Source organism: Nitrospira sp., from assembly GCA_029194665.1.
In the GTDB taxonomy this organism is placed as follows: domain Bacteria; phylum Nitrospirota; class Nitrospiria; order Nitrospirales; family Nitrospiraceae; genus Nitrospira_D.
The window spans coordinates 314,792-335,889 of record JARFXO010000002.1 but is presented as its reverse complement, the minus strand read 5'-3'; the positions used below and the strand labels follow the sequence as shown (position 1 = coordinate 335,889).

Genomic DNA, 21,098 nt, shown 5'->3' with positions numbered 1-21,098 from the left:
GGCTGCTACGGAGCGCAAGGATCAGACTCTTGACCCGCCTCTGACCCACACGGTATTGTCAACCATTAATCCAGACTTATTGAATCACTTGGTGCGAAGCGTGGAACCTCTCGACAAGACTGCCTCAGATCAGGAATTCGACGAGTCCAAGCCGTTGCCCGTTTTGGAGTATGTTTTTGAGCTGGTTTCCAAGGCTAAACAGGCGTCGAGGAGATTGGCGTCTCTGCCGACAGCGACCAAGGATCAGGCACTCCTTGCCATGGCGGAGGCGATCGAAGTTAAGTCGGACGAACTCCTCGCTGCGAATGAGCAAGATGTGAAAGCCTTTGGAATGGCGCCTGCAAAGCAGGCGATGGCAGATCGCTTGAGATTGACCGAGAAGCGGATCGCTGAAATGGCCGTCGGTATTCGTGAAGTGGCGAAGTTACCCGATCCTGTAGGAATGATGTCCGCTATGTGGACGAGACCGAACGGGATGCAGGTCGGGCGGGTACGTGTGCCCATTGGAGTGATCGGCATCATTTATGAGTCGCGCCCCAATGTGACGGCGGATTCGGCGGCACTCTGCCTTAAATCGGGCAACGTCTGTGTGTTGCGAGGCGGCAGCGAGGCAATTCAGTCCAACATGGCGATCGCCGCTATTTTGTCTGAGGCATCGGAAAAAGCCGGTGTTCCATCCGGTGCGATCACGTTCGTCGACCGTGCGGATCGTGAGGTGGTGCCGTTGTTGCTCCGGCAGGATCGGTTCATTGATTTGATCATTCCGCGCGGCGGGGAATCGTTGATGAAACTCATCGCGGAACACTCGACGATTCCGGTCGTGAAGCACGATGCAGGCGTGTGCCATATCTATGTCGATGCCGAAGCGGATTCGGCGATGGCGGAGGCCATTTGTATCAATGCCAAAGTGCAGCGGCCGTCCACCTGCAACGCGATGGAAACTCTGCTTGTTCACCAGTCGGTGGCGCGGGCTCTGTTGCCCTCGCTTGTCCAAACCCTCAGCGCGGCCAAGGTCGAGATTCGTGGCTGTCCAAAGACCTGCCAGTTGATTCCTGAGGCCAAGCCGGCAAGCGAACAGGATTATGGCAAGGAATTTCTTGAACTGATTCTTGCGGTGAAAATCGTAAAGAACATGGATGAAGCGATGGAACACATCGCACAGTATGGATCACGGCACACGGAAGCGATCGTGACGTCGGATTACGGACGTGCCATGCGGTTTCTCAAAGAGGTCGATGCCGGTGCCGTTCTTGTGAATGCGTCCACCAGACTGAACGACGGGTATCAGTTCGGTCTGGGTGCCGAAATCGGTATCAGCACTTCGCGTATTCATGCACGGGGCCCCATGGGGTTGGAGGAGTTAACCTGTTCCAAATTCATTGTCTTGGGGAGCGGCCAACTCCGCGAGTGAATGCCCTCGAACGCCATTGCATTTGCCCTGAACACTCCCGACCATCTCCTGTTTCCTTCCACACGTACACTCGCTGAAACCTTCGGCCAGGTCGGCGGGCATGTTGAAACGTTTCCAAACGGACACCTCGTTTTTTATCGGCCTGATGGACGGCGCTTTCTTGAGACAGACCCGACGGGCCATCCCTTGCACGAGTGCGAATGGGAGTCAACCGGCACCGGGACCGTCTTTCTGACGCGGACGCGAGTCAGACTTGATTGGGGCCGATGGGTCCTGATTAAACCAGGTGGGCTGGTGAATGAGACCAGACTGAATCTAGCCTCGAGGCCCAATTGGCAAGGGATCACTCCGGATGATCTTCGTGCCATGGCTGCCGGGGCATTACGAGTCCCCATTGAGGAGGTACGGTGGTTTTATCGCGATGAGGATTTGGCTATCGATCCCAAAGGGATAGCCACGATTCGACAGCGAAAAGACGCCTTGTATGTTTTGGATGGTGGGGGATTTGAAGCGATGCGCTTCATGGCCTGCATGGGAGCCATGCATTGGGACGAGATTGACTTTCTCCCGGTGGTCGAACTGTTCAAATCGTTATTGCCGGGGACTGGCTCTGCCGTGTTCGAGCTGATTCGCGGATTGTATGACGATCAGAACAAGGGACGCTCAGCCCCGAGGGTCTTGCAGTATCGCGGGATTCCAACCTATCCATCCGAGGCGGCCTTTCGCTTGTTCGCCGGCTTTTTCACGCCTCAGCCGTTCGATAATGAGGACCCATTAGCAGCTTTCATGGATCCCTCAAAATCTCATCGCATTGCCTGGTTGCCGGCCCAATATCCTCCCGTTCGGTATTTTGACGAGAGCCAAGGGTTATGTCTGACGGTGAAAAACGGGATTGTTCAAAAGGCCACGCTGGCCGACGATCCCGCGGGTCTTCCATACGTCAGTTCGATCGGGCGCCCTGTGCTCCCGCTGGATCGCAGCCTCCGTGTCGAAGGGAGTCTGTTGATTTTGAGAGATCGTGAAACGGAAATATCCTTGCCGTTAAATCCCGATCTCCTGGTGAGGCCGTCGCCGCCCGACGAATGTCCGGTCAGTCCGGTCGATTGGCGAACAGTATTCGCGGAAGGGGTCCCGAAGATTCCTGCTGCCGAAGCCTTCGAGGCGGTGCCTTTGTTTCCCGAGGACGACACAGAAATCAGCGAACTCGCCGCCCAACCCTTCGTTGCGGACTATCTTGACGATCTTGGGGAACAGGATCGCGAGGTGGGACGGGTACGGTCGCAGGCAGAGCGTGTGTTGATCGCGAACGGAGATGCCGTCATTTCCACTTGTATTCTCTTTGATCGGCCACGTGACTATACTGTGCATGTCCGCTACCTTGCCTATGCACAGCGTCAGGCTCAGCAGCTCTGGATTCAATCTGCTGAGGTGCAACGATGGGATTGGCTGAAGCGAATCCGAATGGTAGCAGCGGATACGTGGGAAGAGCCCTTGGCAAGCGGGGAACCCTATGACCTGATTTATCAATGGCTGCCGTATGACTCGTTTGATTCTTCGACCACCATGAAAACGATCGTCACGAGATTGGGTCACATGTTACGGCGAGGTGGCAATGCGTTTGTCGTTGGCCCGGTTCACCTGGGGGAGCATCTGACGCAGGATCGGTCGCGGCTGCTGGTGCATTGGGATCAAGCAGTTGCCTCTCTTCCGACCGTTCTTATGCATAAGACGATCTTGCCGAGGGCGAGAGTTAAACCAGGTCTGACGTTGTTCCATCTCGGACGATTGTAGGGTTACGTGCAGGGCTTGGATTCTGTCGGGGCCTTCTCCCGTGCAGGAACTGGCTAGTCTCTCGAAAGTTCTGTAGAATCCCTGGACAGCTGCTGCTACCTGGAAATCGCATCGTGCGGGCAAAGGCGCGACCGGTTGGAGACTCGTGTATGAATCGGGGAGGAGGATTATGCCAAGTGTGCTGGACCGAGTGATCGAAAGAGAATTGAGAAGAGAGTTGAAGGATGCATTGATTCGGTTTGAGCAACAACTGCTGCAGACCGGTGTCACGGAGGAAAACGTAAAAAATAGAATGCGCGGGGCCAAGCAATTTGTTGCCTTCTTGTACGGGCGATATCTCGGATAACAGCCATGGCGGTATTCGTCTGGCGAGGCTGGGCCTGATCAATCTTCCGGTGCTTGCCTTTTAGAACATTGAGCCGAACGTATAGATTGTAGTCCGCGAACGATGAGGAACCCCGCAATGGTTGGGAGCCAGACCCATTTCACCTCGCTGACAAGTACGTGAAAGGCATCCTCGCTAAAAAATGCACCAATGCCGATCGGAGACACCGCAACCGGTCGAGCCGCGAAAAAGTACCGGCTTGGATCGAACGGAGAGAAGAAGGCCACACCGAGTCCGCCATCGGTCAGTGCATCCAGCACACCATGTGATGCGGTGCAGAGGAAGAGATAGACGAATATGCCCACCCGCGCTGCCCTTGCTTTCTGTTTGTGCCACATGGCCACGAGAGCAGCGCTCAACAGGCCGGCAAATAAGAGGGAATGCGTCATGCCGCGATGGCCCCAGAGGTCGCCGTATTGGATGCCGAAGTAGAAGCCGAGGACATCCAGATCCGGCACAATCGAACAAGTCGTACCAAGGAGCAAAACCTGCCAAGTCATGATCGGATGTGAGGAAGCCTTGCCGAGCGCAGGGGCCACAAACGCATGGGAGAATGCCGATGCCATCAAGGCGGCCTTTCACACGAAGAATGAGCGTCAGCGTCCGTTCTCGAAACTGATCTGCCGCCACGCTTCATAGACGACCACTGCCGCGGCGTTCGAAAGGTTGAGGCTGCGACTCTCAGGGAGCATCGGCAAACGGATGCGTCTTTCTTCCGCAAACGATTCAAGCAGCGTGGCCGGCAGCCCGCTGGTTTCAGGGCCGAAAAGAAATGCATCGCCTCTGGTGTAGCTGGCACGATCGTAACGGTGAGTGTTGCGTGTAGAAACAGCGAATAGGCGGCGAGCCATGAAGTGTGCGGCGCACTCTGCCCAATTGCCGTAGACCTTGAGCGTGGCAAACTCGTGGTAGTCTAAGCCGGCACGCAGCAGTTGTTTGTCGTCCAGAGAAAACCCCAAGGGTTTGACGAGGTGCAGTCCCACACCGGTGTTGGCGCAGAGCCGGATGATATTGCCGGTGTTGGGGGGAATCTGAGGTTGATAAAGGATGACATCAAACATTGAGGCGCGAAGTGTATCACGGCCAGGGACTTTGTCACGATGCGGCATTGTGGAGTAGGGAGGTGTCCCCCCCTTGAATCTGATTCTCACCACGCCCCATACTTCCACCCATGGCTCTTTCGTCAGCCGATCCTTCCAAGCCGCTACAGGACCTTGAAACCGACGTCGCCTTACGCGCAATCCTCGAAGGTACCGCAACGGAAACCGGGCAAGAGTTTTTCACGGCTCTGGTCCAGAACCTTGCCAAGGCTCTTGGCACGCACGGCGCATGGGTGACGGAATATTTCCCCGAGACACGTCGGCTGCGGGCATTCGCTTTCTGGCTGGATGGCCAGTGGGTCAAGGACTATGAAATGGACATTGCCGGAACGCCTTGTGAGCGGGTAATCGATACAGCCAAACTGGTACATTTTCCCGATCGTATGCTGGAAATTTTTCCTCACGATGAGGAAATGAGGACGACCGGTGTGGTGAGCTATATGGGCGTGCCGTTGCAAGACACGGACGGGAAGATTCTCGGCCATATGGCTGTGATCGACCGGCGACCCATTCCGGAGGAACCGCGTGTCCATGCAGTGTTTCAGATCTTTGCCGGGCGAGCAGCGGCAGAATTGCAGCGACTGCGGGCCGAAGCGGAAGTGCGTGAGCGGGAGGAAAAAGTCGGGCGGCTCTTGGGCACCGCGATGGACGCGATCATTGAATTAGACGATCGGTTCCACATCTCCCACGTCAACCCTGCTGCAGAAAAAGTCTTTTGCTGCCGTGATGACAGTATGGTCGGACGGGATTTCCGCCAGTTTGTCGTCGAAACGGATAGCCGGCGTCTCACGACATTGATCGATGAGCTGGACGCGCGGCCGGAAGGTGACCGTTCTCGCTGGATTGCAGGGGGACTCACGGCTCGTTGTCCCAATGGGGGTTCCTTTCCGGCCGAAGCCACAATCAGCCGGTTTGAGGTGCACCACCGAAAGTACACGACGCTGATCCTCCGAAACATCCACGACCGTGTAGAAGCGGAGCAGAAAATTCAATCTCTCACCGTCGAAACTGAACTCCTACGGGAAGAAGTCCGAGCACTGCATCAAGACGGAACGATGATCGGTGAGAGCCATGCTCTTAAGCAGGTGCTCCGAGATGTTACGCAAGTCGCTGGAACCGACACCACCGTCTTGATTATGGGCGAAACAGGCACCGGCAAGGAACTGGTCGCGCGCGCCATCCACGCTGCGAGCATGAGAGATGAGAGGCCGTTGATTACCGTCAACTGCGCGAACATTCCAGCCACTTTGATCGAGAGCGAGCTGTTTGGCCATGAATCAGGCGCCTTCACCGGCGCGACCAAGAAGCGCGAAGGTCGGTTTGCTCTGGCCAACAAGGGCACCATTTTCCTGGACGAAATCGGTGAATTGCCGCTCGAGTTGCAGGCGAAATTGCTCCGCGTGCTGCAAGAGGGTGAGTTCGATCCGGTCGGTAGTTCGAAAACGAGGAAGGTCGACGTTCGAGTGCTTGCCGCTACCAATCGGGATCTTGCAGCAGCAGTAAAACAGGGCATATTCCGGGAGGATCTCTACTACCGGCTGAACGTGTTTCCGATCAGGCTGCCGCCCTTGCGTGAGCGGGGCGACGATGTGGTGAAGCTTGCCTCCGTCTTTGCCAAACGGTTTGCCGCGAAGATGGGACGGACGCTTGCGCCGTTGACAGCCGACGACGCTCGCCGGCTTTTGACATATAATTGGCCGGGGAACGTGCGGGAACTCCGGAACGTGATCGAACGAGCCGTCATTACGGCAGAGGCCGGCAAGCTGAACCTTGATCGAGCCTTGCCGGAGACGCTATCAGTTCATGGAGTTCCAGCAAGTAGTGCCGCTTCTCCTCCCGACGCTATTCTTTCAGCAAAGGAACTCGAGGAACTGGAACGAACCAACATTCTAAGAGCCCTTCAGACTGCGAAATGGAAAGTGTCCGGTGAAAAGGGTGCGGCATCATTACTTGGACTCAATGCCTCGACACTCTCATCGCGTATGAAAGCCTTAAAGATTCAGAAACCCAGCTGAGCCACATTCTCTCTCGAATCATCACTGCTCTTTCACCTCATGCTGGCGTAGTTGTCTTCACGGGGACTTGCGAAAATTCACAAATCCTCTCGTGAGATTTCACGGATCGTGAAACCTCACAGACTCCACTGTGGCCCCTTCACCATCCAACATGTTGCAATTCCTTAACATTATCGATTTATCGCTCTGGCATCGATGCTGCTCTAGGGATTCAGCATCGAGTCAATCACGTACCGTAAGAAGCTGAACATCAGGCTCGGGTTTCTTTGAGTTGAAGCAGGAGCTGACATGATCGCCACACGATGCTTAATCCTCACGACGTTTCTACTGGTCGGTTGCGGATCCAAGGGGGAACCAGTTACGGCAGTGGTTTCAGCCGCTTCACAGGAGGCGATTCAGGCTGAGGTCGTCGAGGTCAAACACACTCCGGTGCCGATTCGAATTGAAGTGACCGGTCAGGTGGTGGCGACCTTCCAGGCTGCGCTATCCAGCCGTATCCAAGGAACCATCGACACCGTGTTTGTTCGAGAGGGCATGCCGGTCGCCAGGGGACAGACGCTTATTCAGCTGGATAACCGCGACGTACGGGCCGACTTGGCGCGCGCCTCGGCGGAGGTGGAGAACACCAAGGCACAGCTCGACCGGATGAACCAGTTGTACACCCAAGATGCAGTTTCAAAACAAGAGACGGAGAACGCGACTCGTGCCTACAAGGTGGCGGAAGCCAACCGTACGACAGCGCTTGCCCAGCTGAGTTATACGATTGTCAAGGCGCCGTTCGACGGCATTGTCACCGAGAAGATGGTGGAAGCAGGTGAATTGGCTTCGCCGGGGCAGCTCTTGTTGAAGATGGAAAATCCCCGGCAACTACGGCTTAAGGCGACGGTGGCGGAGGGAGACTTGAGGTCGGTATCTCTCGGAGACAAGATTTCTGTGGTGATTGACGCCCTGGATGAACGAGCGCTGGACGGCGTCGTCGGTCAAATTCTGCCGGCCGGCGATTCGCAAACCCACACGTTCACCGTGAAAGTGGACTTGCCTGCTGAACCGGGGCTGAAAACCGGCATGTTCGGACGATTCCAATTGGATAAAGGAACGAGCAAGACGATTCTCGTGCCAGGGACCGCCGTCGTCGAACGCGGTGAACTCACGAGCGTCTTTGCCGTTGGCTCGGATCAGATCGGCCGCCTTCGCTGGGTCAAAGTCGGTCGGCGGCTCGACCAACAGGTCGAAATCCTGTCCGGTGTGCATGTCGGCGAGTCCGTGCTGCTCGATGCGACCCGCGGTATCGATGGCATGGCAGTCAAGATCGTCGATACGACAGCCTCACCAGCCGTTCCGACACCCTGTACCGTGTCTTGTCAGTCACCTTGGTCAAAAGGTGGGAGTTCTGTCGCTCAGGTTTCTGATAGCGGGCTCTCTTACGTGAAACCTTCAACTCAATAAGGGTGAACGAATGACGAACTATCGTCCCGGCCTTTCGGGCCGCATCGCCGCCCTCTTCATCGGGAGCAAGCTGACGCCGCTCATTATGGCGGGGGCATTGTTGCTGGGCCTGTTTGCGGTCGTCGTCACGCCGCGTGAAGAAGAGCCTCAGATCGTCGTCCCCATGGCCGACGTCTGGCTGCCCTTTCCCGGCGCCTCCGCCAAAATTGTCGAAGAGCAGCTGACCAAGCCCTTCGAGCGCAAGATCTCCGAAATCAAGGGCGTGGAGTACGTGTATTCGATCTCGCGGCCAGGGGGCGCGCTGATCATCGTCCGCTTCTACGTCGGCCAGCAGATGGAGCAGAGTCTGGTCGATCTCTACGATAAGCTGATGTCGAATCAGGATCTGTTGCCACCGGGGGCCGAACCCTTTGTGGTCAAGCCGAAGGACGTGAACGATATCCCGATTGTGACGATCACCCTGTCGAGCGAACAGTATGGCGAATTCGAACTGCATCAATTGGCCGAGCAGGTGTTGGAGGAAGCCAAGAAGGTTGCCGGCACATCCGGGGGCTTCATCGTCGGCGGTCGGGCGCGAGAGCTGCGGGTGCAGATAGACCCCGCAAGGGTGAAGGCCTATGGGCTGACCCCCTTGCAAATCGCGGCGGTCATTCGCGGGGAGAATCGAGCCTTGCCGACGGGCCGCTTCGACAGCCGCAATCAGAACTTCCTTGTGGAGACCGGTCGGTTCATTCGGTCGCGCGAAGACCTGGAAAGCCTGGTCGTCGGAGTGAGCGATCAACGACCGGTCTATCTGCGGCAAGTGGCGGAGATCATCGACGGGCCGGCCGAAGCGACGAACTATGTCTGGTTCGGTCTCGGTGCCGGTGATGCCTCGTCTGATCCCTCTCGACGGACGTCTCACGAGTCCCCGGCTGTGACCGTGGCCATTGCCAAACAGGGTGGCGTCAACACGGTGACCGTCGCTGAGCAGGTCATCCGCAAGGTCGAAGACATGAAAGGAGTGACAGTTCCGTCGGATGTCCGCGTTACCATCACGCGCGATTACGGGGAGACCGCGCAAGAGAAGGCCAACGATCTGTTGTGGCACCTGCTCATCGCCGTCGTCGCCGTGGTCCTCTTCCTCGGCGTTGCGCTCGGACCGCGCCCTGCCCTCGTCGTGTCCGTCACGATTCCGCTCACCCTGGCCTTGACGCTGTTTACGTCCATGCTCATCGGCTACACGATTAACCGAGCAACGCTCTTCGCCCTGATCTTCTCCACCGGCATTCTAGTGGACGACGCCATCGTCGTCGTCGAGAACACGTATCGACACCTGCGGCTGCGCCTTCGTCCCCATGATGAAGCGGCTATCTATGCCGTCGATGAAGTTGGAAATCCGACGATTCTGGCGACCTTCACCGTCATCGCTTCGCTCCTTCCGATCGCGTTCATATCCGGTTTGATAGGCCCCTACATGAGGCCGATTCCCATCAATGCCTCCATCGCCATGTTCTTTTCCCTGCTCGTCGCCTTCGTGGTGATTCCGTGGTTCTGCCGAACCTGTTACCGTCCAGGGGTTGCCGTCAAAGGCGTTGATCACAAGGAAAATGAAACGGGCTTAACGGCGCACTTCTATCGCTGGGCGCTCTCACGGTTGTTGCTCCGGCGGTACTTAGCTTATTCCTTCTTGAGCGTGATCACCCTCCTGCTGGTCGGATCATGCCTCTTGTTTTACACGCGTCACGTCGTCATGAAAATGCTGCCGTTCGACAACAAAAGCGAGATCCAGTTGGTGATCGATATGCCGGAAGGGACGACGTTGGAGGAAACCGCCCAGGCCGCTAAGGCTCTGACGCGATATGTCCGCACCCTTCCAGAGGTGCGGGACTACCAGGCCTATGTCGGCACGGCCTCCCCCTTCAACTTCAACGGCCTGATGCGCCACTACTTTCTGCGGTCGTTGCCGCACGAGGCGGATATTCAGGTCAACTTGGTACCAAAGGCTGAACGGCGGACTCAGAGCCATGACACCGCACAGCGGATTCGTCCCTCTATTCAAGAGATCGCGCGTCAGTATGGCGCGAATATCAAGGTCGTTGAAGTGCCGCCGGGTCCGCCCGTGCAATCGGTGTTGGTGGCGGAAATTTACGGTCCCGAGTATGGGCGGCAACTTGCCGTTGCGAACGAGGTTCGAGCATTGTTCGAGTCTACGCAGGGGGTTGTCGATGTAGACGACTCTGTCGAGGCGGATCAGGTGAAGTACGTCTTCACGGTCGATCAGGCGAAAGCGGCGCTCGTCGGAATTTCTTCCGAGGAGATTGTATCCACGTTGCACATGGCATTGGAGGGAACGAAAGTCGGGCTCGTCCATACTCCCCGGGAGAAGAGCCCGGTGCAAATCATGCTGCGCCTTCCCCTGGCGGAGCGAACGGGGCTCGAACATCTCGGGGAACTCGGATTGAGGACGAAGAACGGCGGGATCGTCCAGCTCTCCGAACTGCTCACGGTCGAACGGACGGTGCAGGACAAAGCCATTTACCATAAGAACCAAAAACCCGTGGTGTATGTGACGGCCGACGTGGGAGGACCTGGCGCGGAGAAGGCGGAGAGTCCCGTGTACGGCGTGCTCGGAGTTGGGAAGAAACTGAAAGACTATCGGCCGATCGAAGGATATCGGATCGAACAACACTACGTCTCCCAACCCTGGTCGGAAGATAAGTTCGCGATGAAATGGGACGGGGAATGGCAGATCACCTATGAGACATTCCGCGACATGGGCATCGCCTTTGCCGTGGCGATGTTGCTGATTTACCTCCTGATCGTCGGGCAGTTCCAATCCTTTCTCACTCCGCTGATCATCATGGCTCCGATTCCACTCACGCTGATCGGCATTCTACCGGGGCATTGGCTGACAGGATCATATTTCACGGCCCCGTCGATAATCGGCTTCATCGCGCTCGGCGGCATCATCGTTCGGAACTCGATATTGCTCGTGGATTTCATCCAGCTTCAAGAGCGTACGGGTGTTCCATTGCTGGAGGCGGTCATTAAGGCCGGCGCGATCCGTACCAGACCGATCCTCTTGACGGCCGCCGCGCTCATGGTGGGCGCCTTCGTGATCATATTCGATCCGATCTTTCAGGGGCTGGCTGTATCCCTCCTTTTTGGCGTAGGGGCTTCGACGTTGCTCACGTTGTTCGTGATCCCCTTGCTCTACTACCGCATTGTTGGACAAGCGCCCCAATCGGGCCGCCCTTCCGCGGACATTGCGATGGGAAACGGAGCAGCGGTGATCCATCACGTGCAAGCAGAGGGAGTATCGGTCTGAGCGAGTGGATATGGCCTTCTGCAAGCGACTGAGTTTTCACCTGTAGTACATGGAGAGCTGTGGTCGTGTTTCTCCAGAGGAAAAGAGTGCGTCGTCGCTCGATCCGATTGCTTGTTAGTTCTGCTATCCCACTTTGTCACAACTGTCTTCGCGTGGATTTGCCAAATTTCACAAATCCTCTTGTGAGATTTCATGAGTCGCGAGGTTTCGTGAACGGCTCGTTTCTCCTTTCCCACTCCAATCTGGATGATATTCCTTCAGTTTCTCGAAGTTGCTGCCCTTGGCATCAATGCTGCTCCATCCATCTGCATCGGTTTGAACAACAGAAAGGAGCAAGCGATGGCGAAAACATACGATCTCGGCTGGTGGTATTGGCTTCTGACTGCGGCGCTGTTGGCAGCAGGGCTTGCCGGCTGGCAGCTGGGGATCTACCTGGCGATGGCGCTCTGTGTCATTCAGATCATTCATGTGAGGAGCCTTACGCATGAACTCACTGCCTTTCCCGTACAAGTGCGGATAGCCTACTTGCTGTTGTTAGCGGCCGGGCTGTGGGGGCCATTGGCGTGGCTCCATTGGATGCAACTCGTCGGAACAAGCGCTCGTGTCTTGGTCGGGTACTGTTTTCTGGCACGAACCCTGTCGCTGGCACCGTGGAATCGCAGGGAACCCCTGACCCTTGTGCTGGTCAGGAAAACCTATCTCTCGCGACAGGAGACCGTGCCGCCCTGTGGTGCGGTGTTTGCTCACATGTCATTGGAACGGGGGCAGGGATGAGCCGGAGAGCATCGTGCCGGAATGCCGACCAGGTTTTCTTCCCGCAATGCCTCATTCACCGCAGCATATGGGCGGGGGAGTTATGGGACAGGCAATTCTGAGCGGAATCATCACCCGCGTCGCTGTGGGATCGGTTAAGGGCAGACGGTCCAGGCTGTCCAGCAGAATCCAAGGTTGGAGGGCTCGCAGTTCCGAGCCCTCAACTGCCTCTCTCGTATTCGTTCCGATACAGTGGTTGAAGAAACAGATACAGTTCATTCGGTTGTCGGCTGACAACGTTCTAGGCCGACCAAGCAGGCTCCTATCCTTCAACTTCAATTCCCCAAGCAATTCCAGCAGTCTTAGCCCGTCAATTCCGATCAATACCAATCTTTTTGCTCAGCAATTCCTGGCCTGGGAGTTGCTCCTCCCGATGGTGTACGAGGTCTTCGATGATGCAGCTCCTCTTACATAAGCTTGGACACCTGATGGCCCTTGGCACCAGAACAATGGTCCAAATTGGAATGACCCTGTTTCTGACGAAACAGTTGATCCTGCGAGACTGGTTCGAGAAGGCGATCTCGTAGCCTGTGTAGAGCAAGCTATTTCGAGGGCAAGAAATCAACTACTGTGAATGAGTTGAGTTCCCATATGAATTTGCTGAGTAGAACTGTCATGGGGTGATTGCCGCAGCGGTCGCAAGGCTTGCGCCGGCTACATCGCTTCTATGCAAATGCCTGGAGGTCGCGTGCGGGCGAGCCAAAGCGCGTCTTGCAATCCGCCAGCCTATCCCGTGCCTAGGACTTTGGCGGCTTTTTTGATATCCCGCGTCTTGACCCACAGAATGGCGCCGAAGCGTCCCTGACCGGCCGTCGTAGCAGTCACAGCAGTCAGGTTGATTTTAGCTGAAGCAAGTTGGTCAGTCAGAGCCACCAGCGCTCCTGGACGATCATCACCATACACCAAGAAACATACTTTCGGGCCCCGCATTTTCCACTTCAGCGGCTTCACAATATTTTTGAGCGAAGTGGGATCTTCCGGCACCACATCCACTTGTGTGCGACGATTCCGAGGAAACGCATGCACCGCCAGCAGGTTGACTCCGGCGTCGTGGAGTGGCCTCAGCATGTGAGCCAAGGTTCCTGACTTATCTGGAATGGTCACCTTGAAATAGTGGGCAGTGCGAATCAGATCGGCCATCGGGCCCTCCTTCCGCAGCAAATTCGTAAAAATGGAATGGAGAGAATCAGCTATAACCTAGGCGCCTACCCTGAAGAATGCAACCAGGCAAAGACATCGCTTCATGGGATGGTTCAGGGACTCCAAAGCCGGCTTGACCAGTCAGCTTTTGGCGCGGACGGGATGATCAAAAAAAGTATAATGTCCGACTTTTGGTCCATTGTGGGGTTCAGGCTTGGTCCAGGATCACTTCATGACTACCATGGATGATCGATCCGGCTATTTTCTCCGCACCCTCAGAAATCCGGCTGGGCATCAGGTTTCTACCGCTGCGGCCTCTTCGCCGGGGAACAGACCTCAGCCTACTCCTTTGTCGATGAAGTCCAGTTCCGGGTCAGCGATTCAGGCCGACCGTGAAGACCTGGTAGGTAGGAATTTCAAAATGTTCATTCGACGGCTTGATGAGAGATTTTCACTCTCGGATCTATCATCTATTGTAGTATTCCCTCCTGGGGAGTTTGAGAACAGCACTGGCTAGTTCTTCAACAGTGGCCTCGGCGCGAAGAATCCGATTGAGCAATTCAACTCGTGTTTCATCAAATTCATTGTTGTTGATTGGGCTCTCGTGAGGAGCAATTATGAGATTGTACGGGGTAAGAAATATTTCTCGAAGTTGTGCTTCGCCGTCTAACTCAACGACGCGGCCATCAATGACGGCAGCTCCGTCGTCATACTGGGCTCTTGTGATTGGTCTTCCTCGAAACCGTGCGAACTCCTCTCTAGCGTAACCCCAAAGTGCAACCTGATCCGAGATGGAAGAGATGTCATATAGCCCTGATGGCTGCGATGGTTGGGTCTTGATGTACAAAAACTCTTGATAATAAGAGCCTGCATTCACCGCAGCTAGCTCGTCGACTGTGAGTTCTTGATGGTCAAGCAGGATTGTATCATTCGACAAGATGGAGAAGTCGTGGATGTGCATATCACCTGAACGCCACCACCAAATAGGGTGGGCGCCACTGAACACGAAGGGCTTAGTAAAGAAAATTGCAAGGCGTTCGATTGCTTCAGTAGAGTTGCGAAACCACTGAGTTCCACGAACACCGGGGAATGCTCTGGCAAAGCGCTCGCTGAAAAACTGCGTTGAGGTTTCATGTTTCATCACAGGCAAACCATCTTGTTTAGATGGGTGAATGGAGATTCGATTGGGGTCAGGATGCGAGGTGCTTTCCGCGCTGGTTGATTCAGCCGGAGTTGAGATCGTAGCCTTCTTTCCGGTATCAGTTGATGACTGAACCGCTTGGATGATCTGTTCTGCCAACTTTGGGATACTATGCTCAGTAGAAATGGCCATTTTGTCCGCTAGTGGGGCGGAATACTTCAGTATCTCAGCATGGGTTATTTTGTGCCAAACAGGCAGAATAACTTTCCCCTCGCTGAGCTCTCTTTGCACTAGCCCGTCGAGTTCTCGCTGGGGCCAGCTCTTGGTAAGGAAGGCTTGACTAAGCACGACCACTCCGAAACGCGAACCTCCTAAGCCGTCATCAATCTTTCGGCGAAGGCTATCCCCAATTGTTAATACCGAGCTGTCAAGCCAAACTTGTAGTCCGTGCTTTTCCAATTCTTTTGCGAGCGGATTGACAACTGTGTTCTTGTCCTCGCTCGCGTGGCAGATAAAAACATCCCATTGTTTCTCTTTGTTTGGCATATCAACTTCAGCTCCCAGAAGCGATGGCATTGCTAATGGGTTCTGATTGGCGTAATCCCACCCGTCATGTGTCACGAGCAGGTGTGTCATGTCATGGAACTTGATCAACCCCTTTGTCTTCAGTTCCCTAACATGAAACATGGCTTCTTCAGAATTCTGCGCAGTTGCTAACGGATAGTCCCATTCTGAAGAGAACGCTACAGGGGCGCCCACATGACTCGTCCGCCTAATGAGCATTTGTAGTAACCCAGTAGCCCTATCTTTGGGACTGGTGTTGTGCATGGCTTGGCCCAATGCATGGATGTTCGATGAGACTAGCATTTCAGTGAGCTTGCTGTGTTCATGACCTTGACGAGTATAGGCAGATAGCCAAGGTCTCACAGTAGTAGGAATATCGCGAGATGTGTAAAGAGTGCCTGATATGGAAAACTTCCCACATCGTCGACATTCCACCTCATAGGCATCTTTGTCAGTCTGACGAGTAGCTGAAATCGGTTCGGCATCACACAGGGGACATGGGGAGGGTTTCACTTTACCCATATTTATTTACTGGCTAGTCAAAATGAAGTGCGGAAGTATTCTACTACTTGAAGATCTACATGGTCTACTCATGTGCAAGGGAAAAGAAGGTTTGGCGAAAAGGTATTGAAAGAATCTGGTGACAAGAATTTCCACGTCTGTAAGGGAGACTATTAGGGAAGGTCTGATTTATTCCTCTCGCGGAATGTGCTACGGGTAGCGCAGCACTGAACGGGAGGCGTACCCCATGCAGCAGACCTTTGCGGAAACGAGCTTTGAACAGTATCGCAAGTCCACCCGCCGCGAGCGGTTCCTCGACGAAATGAATCGTGTCGTACCGTGGGCAAACCTGGTGGCCGTGATTGAGCCGGTCTATCCCAAGGCCGAGGGCCCCGGGCGCCCGCCGGTGGGTGTCGAGCGGATGCTGCGTCTCCACTGCCTGCAACAGTGGTTCAATCTCTCAGATCCGGCCGTCGAGGAAGCGCTGTATGACTCGCGCGCCATGCGGCAGTTCGTGGGCATTGACCTGGGCCGCGAGCCCGTGCCCGATGAGACGACGATCTGCAAATTTCGACATCTCTTGGAAGCGCACCAACTGGGCGAGCAGCTCTTTGCACGGATTGGGGCGCATCTGGCGACGCAGGGGCTGCAGGTGAACCAAGGAACTATTGTGGATGCGACCATCATCAGTGCCCCCAGTTCAACCAAGAATCGTCAAAAGGAGCGGGATCCCGAGATGCATCAGACCAAGAAGGGCAACCAGTGGTACGTTGGCATGAAGGCACATATTGGCATCGACAGCCAGACGAAACTGATTCACTCCGTAGCCGCGACCGCCGCCAATGTGCATGACAGTCAGGTATTGCCGCAGTTGCTGCATGGCCAGGAGACACGGGTGTGGGGTGACTCGGCCTATAGTGGGCAACGCGAGGTGATCCGGCAGCACGCGCCCAACGCCAAGAGTTTCGTCCAGACGAAAGCCCATCGGCATCGGCCGCTAAGTGAGGAGGAGCGGGCCCGGAACCGGACGAAGTCGAAGGTGCGGGCCAAAGTCGAACATGCGTTCTTGGTCATCAAACGGATCTTCGGCTGGGCCAAAGTCCGGTACCGTGGGCTGGCGAAGAATACCCACTGGCTGTATATCAGCTGCGGGTTGGCAAATCTGTACGTGGTGCGACGGCAGCTGCTAGCGGGAGATTTGTGACCGTGTGTGTGCGGAGGGGCATGGGCGCGGCTTGATAGCGGGGCCATCTCGCAAGAACGACACTCCCAGACCAGCAGATACCCAACTGATGACCCGTGTTGGTCCACTCAGAAACGGAGTTCTTCGTGTAAACGTGAATTAATCAGACCTTCCTTAGATAATGGTCGGAAGGCTCAGGGCTTCTTTGCCACTACCTTGCCGTTTTCCCACACATAGATCGGCGTGCCATACATCTTGGCGGTTTTCCGAGCCGCCTTGGCAGCCCGACGAAGTGCACGTCCGACATCTTGTGAAAAGGCACTGGCACGCTTCTTCTTGTGTAATGTCTTCATGAGGATTCCTCGATTAACTGGGGAGCATTACCAGAATTATCGTAAACCGACCACTTGTCAGCCAGTGGGCTATATAGTCTTTGAAAATTCTCCCAACCGCGCTGAAAGCGTCTGCGCACATCGCCGTGCGCCACATTGTGTCCTCCCTGACGCACTCGTGCCGCAATGCGCTGAAGCGCAAGATGTACCGATGACAGCGATAAGAAGACGATTTCGACCCGGTACCCGTCGGCCTTCCATCGGTGTAGAAGCCGAAGGTACGTGCGGCCGCTCAAGGTGCTCTCAAAGGCAAAGCTTTTCTGTGCCCTAGTTAAACGAGAAAGCTCAGTCAAAACAAGCCGTCCCGCCTGTCGTGCTGCCAACTCGGGGTGGAGGGGAGAGAGGCCACCCGCGATCAAGTCTGCGTTCACAAAGTGAACCATGTCGGCCTCGCGCGGAAGGAATTCTCTGGCGAACGTGGTCTTCCCCGAGCCGTTTGGTCCGGCGATAATAATGCAACGAGGCTGTCGAATCGGTCGGTCATTCACTGTAATCAAAGTTAAAATTGAATCTAGCTATGCGACTTTCGCCTGTGTGCCGACCGTTGTCGAGCTAAAACGGGCATGTGCATGATTGGGCGGTCACTTGTTTGAGCTGTCTTCGAGTGACCAGACGGTGACATGCTTGCCGCGAGCGCGCAGGACAGGCGCAGCCATTCGCTGCAATTGTACGATCGTTCGTACCTTGTCAGGGAATGGCATATCCACAAGACGACTCCGGCGCTTCTGTTTGGCACAAAAGAGTCTTCCGATTTCCGGTTTGATTACGTTCATCCATGCACCGAGTCATGCTGCTTCGTACGATCGAACATCTACCTGAACACCTCTTTGGGCAACCTCCTCTGCGGTTTTCAATAACTGCGACGCCGCTTTACTATCCACGTATTCTTCTCCGCAGTTCGTGCACACCTCAGCAGGGACGTTCTTCACCACCAGTGTCGTTTCTTGGCGCTCCAGCGTGACCGTTGCCTTTCCAGGTTTCGTGTGTCCGTTCTTGCAGATGACGCATCTCATCGAGGCTTCCTCCGTGCAAATCCAGCTTCCCACTCGTGAGGATGAGGTTGATACACTGTGATCACGACAGTTTCATCATTATCTGTATTATCTGCAGCTACGATATGCAACGGGCGATTTCCCCGCCAACCCAACAATAACTTGCTGGGATACGGAATATCGTTGGGATAGCTTTCGATAATTTCTCCGGTAGCCAAGACCTGCTTCACGTCTTCCTCAGAAATCCGTCGTTGGAACATATGCTTGACGGCATGGATGCGGAAAACAATGCGGCTCAAATAATACTCCGGCTTCGGGCGTTTATCGAGGGACGATAGGAGCGTTACCCGCCACGGACATCGGACGGCAACAGGCTACTTATACGGCAACAAGGAAGTCAATCAGCCAGTCACAGGCTGCTGATAATCCACTTCAATCGTGAAGCCGAGATCCTTGATCATGCTCCAGACCTCGGGAGCGGGAGCGCCTGGTGTCGTCAGGTAGCCGTTCACGAAGACTGAGTCGGCCGGATAAAGTGCCAACGGTTGGAGGCTACGGAGATTATGTTCCCGCCCGCCAGCGATGCGGATTTCGGTACGGGGATGGAGGAACCGGAAGAGGCAGAGGACTTTTAAGCAGCGCTGAGGAGTCAGATGATCGCACTTCTCCAACGGCGTGCCGACGACTGGATGAAGTGTGTTCAAGGGAATTGAGTCCGGCTTCACATCACGCAGGGCCATCGCCAGCTCAATGACATCCTCATCTTTCTCACCCATCCCCACAATCCCACCTGAACAGATTTCCAGTCCAGCCGCGCGGGCATTTCTAATGGTCGCCAGTCGGTCTTGGAAGGTGTGGGTGGTGCAGATCGAAGAATGAAAGGCTTCGCTTGTGTTCAAATTGTGATTCACCCGGTCGACGCCGGCGGCTTTCAGACGCTTGGCTTGGGATTCACTCATGAGGCCGAGCGAACAACAAATCTGGATAGGAATCTCCTGCTTGATCGAACGCACCGCCCCGGCGATTGCACCGATTTCCCGATCCAACGGGCTGCGCCCGCTGATGACGATGCAGTAACGTTGGGCCTTGGCGGCAGCAGCCTGTCGCGCGCCTTCGATCATCTGCTTTTGTGGAAGCAAGCTATAGCGCTCGATCGGCGCGGTCGAGATGGAAGACTGTGAACAGTAATGGCAGTCTTCTTGGCAGGCTCCGCTCTTGGCATTCTGTAACATCTGGAGGCGGACGGTCTGGCCGAAGTACTTGGATCGGACTTGAAAGGCTGCATGCAATAACGCGAGCAATTCGTCATCCGGTGTCGTCAAGACGGAGCGGCACTCTTCTTTGGTAAGGAGTTCGTCGTGCAGCGCCTTTGTGGCCAGGGTTGCGTGGTTCATGTGAGCCTCAAAAAGGGAACGATAGAATCGTCTGATGACCTGGTGATCAGTCGATTGGCCGGATGATATTCGACAGATCCGCAGATCAACAGATTCATAATTTTACGAGGGAGAAACCTACACGGTTTCAAAGGGAGAAGCAATGCCTTGATAGGGAACCGCACGCACGGAGCTAGGCTCTGCGGCTGAGCCGGTAGCGGTGTGCCCGGCTTCAAGCCAGGGGAGGGCGGTGAGCGTGTTCCACTTGGCGCAGCGGCGGCAACGGCCTGTCCACTCGACCGATTCCTGCTGACACTGTGTGCAGATATAGGGGACGACGACGCGCTTCTTGTAGCCGAGGGCTTTCTTCAATTCAACGATCGCCTCTTGGAAATGTTGCTTCCGTAAATAAAGATTGGCCATGATCTTGTGATAGTCCAACAGATGGTCTTGTGGCCCTTCGATCGTTGACAGCAGGTCGAACGCTTCATCCACCATTTCCAGCCGATAGTAGAGCTTGCCTAGATAGAACTGGAGGACAGGATTCTGCGGGTTTTGCTGTAAGGCTTCCTGGTAGACCCGAATGATTTCACTCGGCTCGCCCTGATCCAAGAAGAGTTCTTCCAGCCGATGGAGAATAATCACGCTTCGAGTCCGTGAGTAGACCTTCTTGAGGATTTCGACGGCATCTTTCGTCTTGCCTTCGTGGAGCAGGATCTCGCCCATTCCGATATAGGCGGGGAGGAAACTGCGATCCTTCTTGATGGCACCTCGGAAGTATCGACGAGCTTTGTCGGGATGTCCACGTTCGAGCAGGTGACGGCCGACTTCATACATGCATCCGACCAGCAGTGCCGCTTCCGCCTGCTTTTCAGGAGTGGGAAGATTGGCCTTGAGCAAGCGGTGTTGAATCTCAAGCGCTTCACTCCACCGCTCCATACGGATATTGAGATTACGCTTCCGAATGAGCGCGGTCAGGTTATCTGGTTCAATGTTGAGAATTTTCTGGAGGGTCTGAAGCGCCTCCTCGTAACGCTTGGCTTCTTCCAAATCCTTGCCCAATTCCAACAAGATTTCGATGTTCCGATCGTCCACCCTTTGCGCATGGTGATGGAGTCGGATTGCCTCGGGATAATTCTGCTCCGATCGGTGGATGTTCCCCAACCATAGGAGCGAATCGACCCTGTTGGGATCGATCGCGAGTGCCTTCTCCAAGAGAGTGATGGCCTCGATGGTGCGCTTCGACATGAACGCATGGGTTCCGTCTCGGTGGAGTGTATCGACCTTCTCCTTGCGACGGACGAGGCGGCTACTACGCCAGTTGAGGATCAAGTGCGCCGTTTGCTGCAGCCCCACCACAAGAGTCGCGATCACCGCTCCCAATGCCATGGAAATCAGCACAAGTGTGACAGGGCTGAGCTCAAACTCGGCGCCAGGCGCGGTATGGACTACGACCGTTCCCGGGTTCAACTCGCGGAAATAGCCATAAATGAATACGCCGGCGCTGATGAGAAAAATGGTGACCAGCAGTTTGAACATGG

The 21,098-nt window shown here is 55.3% G+C and carries 19 protein-coding genes; 9 read left to right on the top strand and 10 right to left on the bottom strand.

Features of this window, described 5'->3' with window-relative positions; translation table 11 throughout:
• Window positions 1-100: 100 nt before the first annotated feature.
• From P0119_07235 to P0119_07225, 3 genes are all read left to right on the top strand, one after another.
• Window positions 101-1,411: a glutamate-5-semialdehyde dehydrogenase gene (locus P0119_07235; protein MDF0665856.1), complete on the top strand. Its 1,311-nt coding sequence runs from the start codon at window positions 101-103 to the stop codon at window positions 1,409-1,411.
• Complete coding sequence (locus P0119_07230; protein MDF0665855.1) at window positions 1,412-3,202, top strand: hypothetical protein; 1,791 nt, start codon at window positions 1,412-1,414, stop codon at window positions 3,200-3,202.
• Between the two features lie 169 nt (window positions 3,203-3,371).
• The gene (locus tag P0119_07225) at window positions 3,372-3,548 is read left to right on the top strand and encodes a hypothetical protein (protein ID MDF0665854.1); all 177 of its coding nucleotides are present in this window, start codon (window positions 3,372-3,374) and stop codon (window positions 3,546-3,548) included.
• 38 nt (window positions 3,549-3,586) lie between these two features.
• Here the strand turns inward: P0119_07225 and P0119_07220 are convergent, their stop codons facing one another.
• Window positions 3,587-4,153 (bottom strand): metal-dependent hydrolase, encoded by a 567-nt coding sequence (locus tag P0119_07220; protein ID MDF0665853.1) that lies wholly within the window; start codon window positions 4,151-4,153, stop codon window positions 3,587-3,589.
• A gap of 30 nt (window positions 4,154-4,183) precedes the next feature.
• Window positions 4,184-4,648, bottom strand: coding sequence for a tRNA (cytidine(34)-2'-O)-methyltransferase (locus P0119_07215; protein ID MDF0665852.1), 465 nt, complete (start codon window positions 4,646-4,648; stop codon window positions 4,184-4,186).
• A 110-nt stretch (window positions 4,649-4,758) separates the two neighbouring features.
• Here P0119_07215 and P0119_07210 point away from each other — a divergent pair, with 110 nt between their 5' ends.
• The 5 genes from P0119_07210 to P0119_07190 all read left to right on the top strand — a co-directional run bounded on the left by P0119_07210 (window position 4,759) and on the right by P0119_07190 (window position 12,798).
• Window positions 4,759-6,702, top strand: coding sequence for a sigma 54-interacting transcriptional regulator (locus tag P0119_07210; protein MDF0665851.1), 1,944 nt, complete (start codon window positions 4,759-4,761; stop codon window positions 6,700-6,702).
• Window positions 6,703-6,990: 288 nt separating this feature from the next.
• On the top strand, window positions 6,991-8,148 hold the full coding sequence (locus tag P0119_07205; GenBank protein ID MDF0665850.1) for an efflux RND transporter periplasmic adaptor subunit: 1,158 nt from the start codon (window positions 6,991-6,993) through the stop codon (window positions 8,146-8,148).
• A 10-nt stretch (window positions 8,149-8,158) separates the two neighbouring features.
• Window positions 8,159-11,458: an efflux RND transporter permease subunit gene (locus tag P0119_07200; GenBank protein ID MDF0665849.1), complete on the top strand. Its 3,300-nt coding sequence runs from the start codon at window positions 8,159-8,161 to the stop codon at window positions 11,456-11,458.
• 339 nt (window positions 11,459-11,797) lie between these two features.
• The gene (locus P0119_07195; protein ID MDF0665848.1) at window positions 11,798-12,232 is read left to right on the top strand and encodes a hypothetical protein; all 435 of its coding nucleotides are present in this window, start codon (window positions 11,798-11,800) and stop codon (window positions 12,230-12,232) included.
• Window positions 12,233-12,663: 431 nt separating this feature from the next.
• The gene (locus P0119_07190; GenBank protein ID MDF0665847.1) at window positions 12,664-12,798 is read left to right on the top strand and encodes a hypothetical protein; all 135 of its coding nucleotides are present in this window, start codon (window positions 12,664-12,666) and stop codon (window positions 12,796-12,798) included.
• Window positions 12,799-12,997: 199 nt separating this feature from the next.
• Here the strand turns inward: P0119_07190 and P0119_07185 are convergent, their stop codons facing one another.
• Together P0119_07185 and P0119_07180 are read right to left on the bottom strand one after the other, a co-directional pair.
• The gene (locus P0119_07185; protein MDF0665846.1) at window positions 12,998-13,411 is read right to left on the bottom strand and encodes a hypothetical protein; all 414 of its coding nucleotides are present in this window, start codon (window positions 13,409-13,411) and stop codon (window positions 12,998-13,000) included.
• Between the two features lie 466 nt (window positions 13,412-13,877).
• Entirely contained in the window at window positions 13,878-15,311 is a 1,434-nt protein-coding gene (locus P0119_07180; GenBank protein MDF0665845.1) for a toll/interleukin-1 receptor domain-containing protein, read from the bottom strand.
• Window positions 15,312-15,864: 553 nt separating this feature from the next.
• Between P0119_07180 and P0119_07175 the strand changes: the two genes are divergently transcribed.
• Window positions 15,865-16,821, top strand: a complete 957-nt coding sequence (locus tag P0119_07175) for an IS5 family transposase (GenBank protein MDF0665844.1) — start codon at window positions 15,865-15,867, stop codon at window positions 16,819-16,821.
• A 173-nt stretch (window positions 16,822-16,994) separates the two neighbouring features.
• On the opposite strand, the gene P0119_07170 is transcribed toward P0119_07175, so the two are convergent.
• From P0119_07170 to P0119_07145, 6 genes are all read right to left on the bottom strand, one after another.
• Window positions 16,995-17,153: a hypothetical protein gene (locus P0119_07170; protein ID MDF0665843.1), complete on the bottom strand. Its 159-nt coding sequence runs from the start codon at window positions 17,151-17,153 to the stop codon at window positions 16,995-16,997.
• Complete coding sequence (locus P0119_07165) at window positions 17,150-17,680, bottom strand: zeta toxin family protein (protein ID MDF0665842.1); 531 nt, start codon at window positions 17,678-17,680, stop codon at window positions 17,150-17,152. Before P0119_07165 ends, P0119_07170 begins: the two co-directional genes overlap by 4 nt.
• Window positions 17,681-17,977: 297 nt before the next feature.
• Entirely contained in the window at window positions 17,978-18,205 is a 228-nt protein-coding gene (locus P0119_07160) for a type II toxin-antitoxin system MqsA family antitoxin (GenBank protein ID MDF0665841.1), read from the bottom strand.
• Window positions 18,202-18,483, bottom strand: coding sequence for a DUF4258 domain-containing protein (locus tag P0119_07155; protein ID MDF0665840.1), 282 nt, complete (start codon window positions 18,481-18,483; stop codon window positions 18,202-18,204). Before P0119_07155 ends, P0119_07160 begins: the two co-directional genes overlap by 4 nt.
• A 102-nt stretch (window positions 18,484-18,585) precedes the next feature.
• Entirely contained in the window at window positions 18,586-19,578 is a 993-nt protein-coding gene (gene bioB, locus P0119_07150) for a biotin synthase BioB (GenBank protein MDF0665839.1), read from the bottom strand.
• 117 nt (window positions 19,579-19,695) lie between these two features.
• Window positions 19,696-21,096, bottom strand: coding sequence for a tetratricopeptide repeat protein (locus tag P0119_07145; GenBank protein ID MDF0665838.1), 1,401 nt, complete (start codon window positions 21,094-21,096; stop codon window positions 19,696-19,698).
• Between the last annotated feature and the right edge of the window lie 2 nt (window positions 21,097-21,098).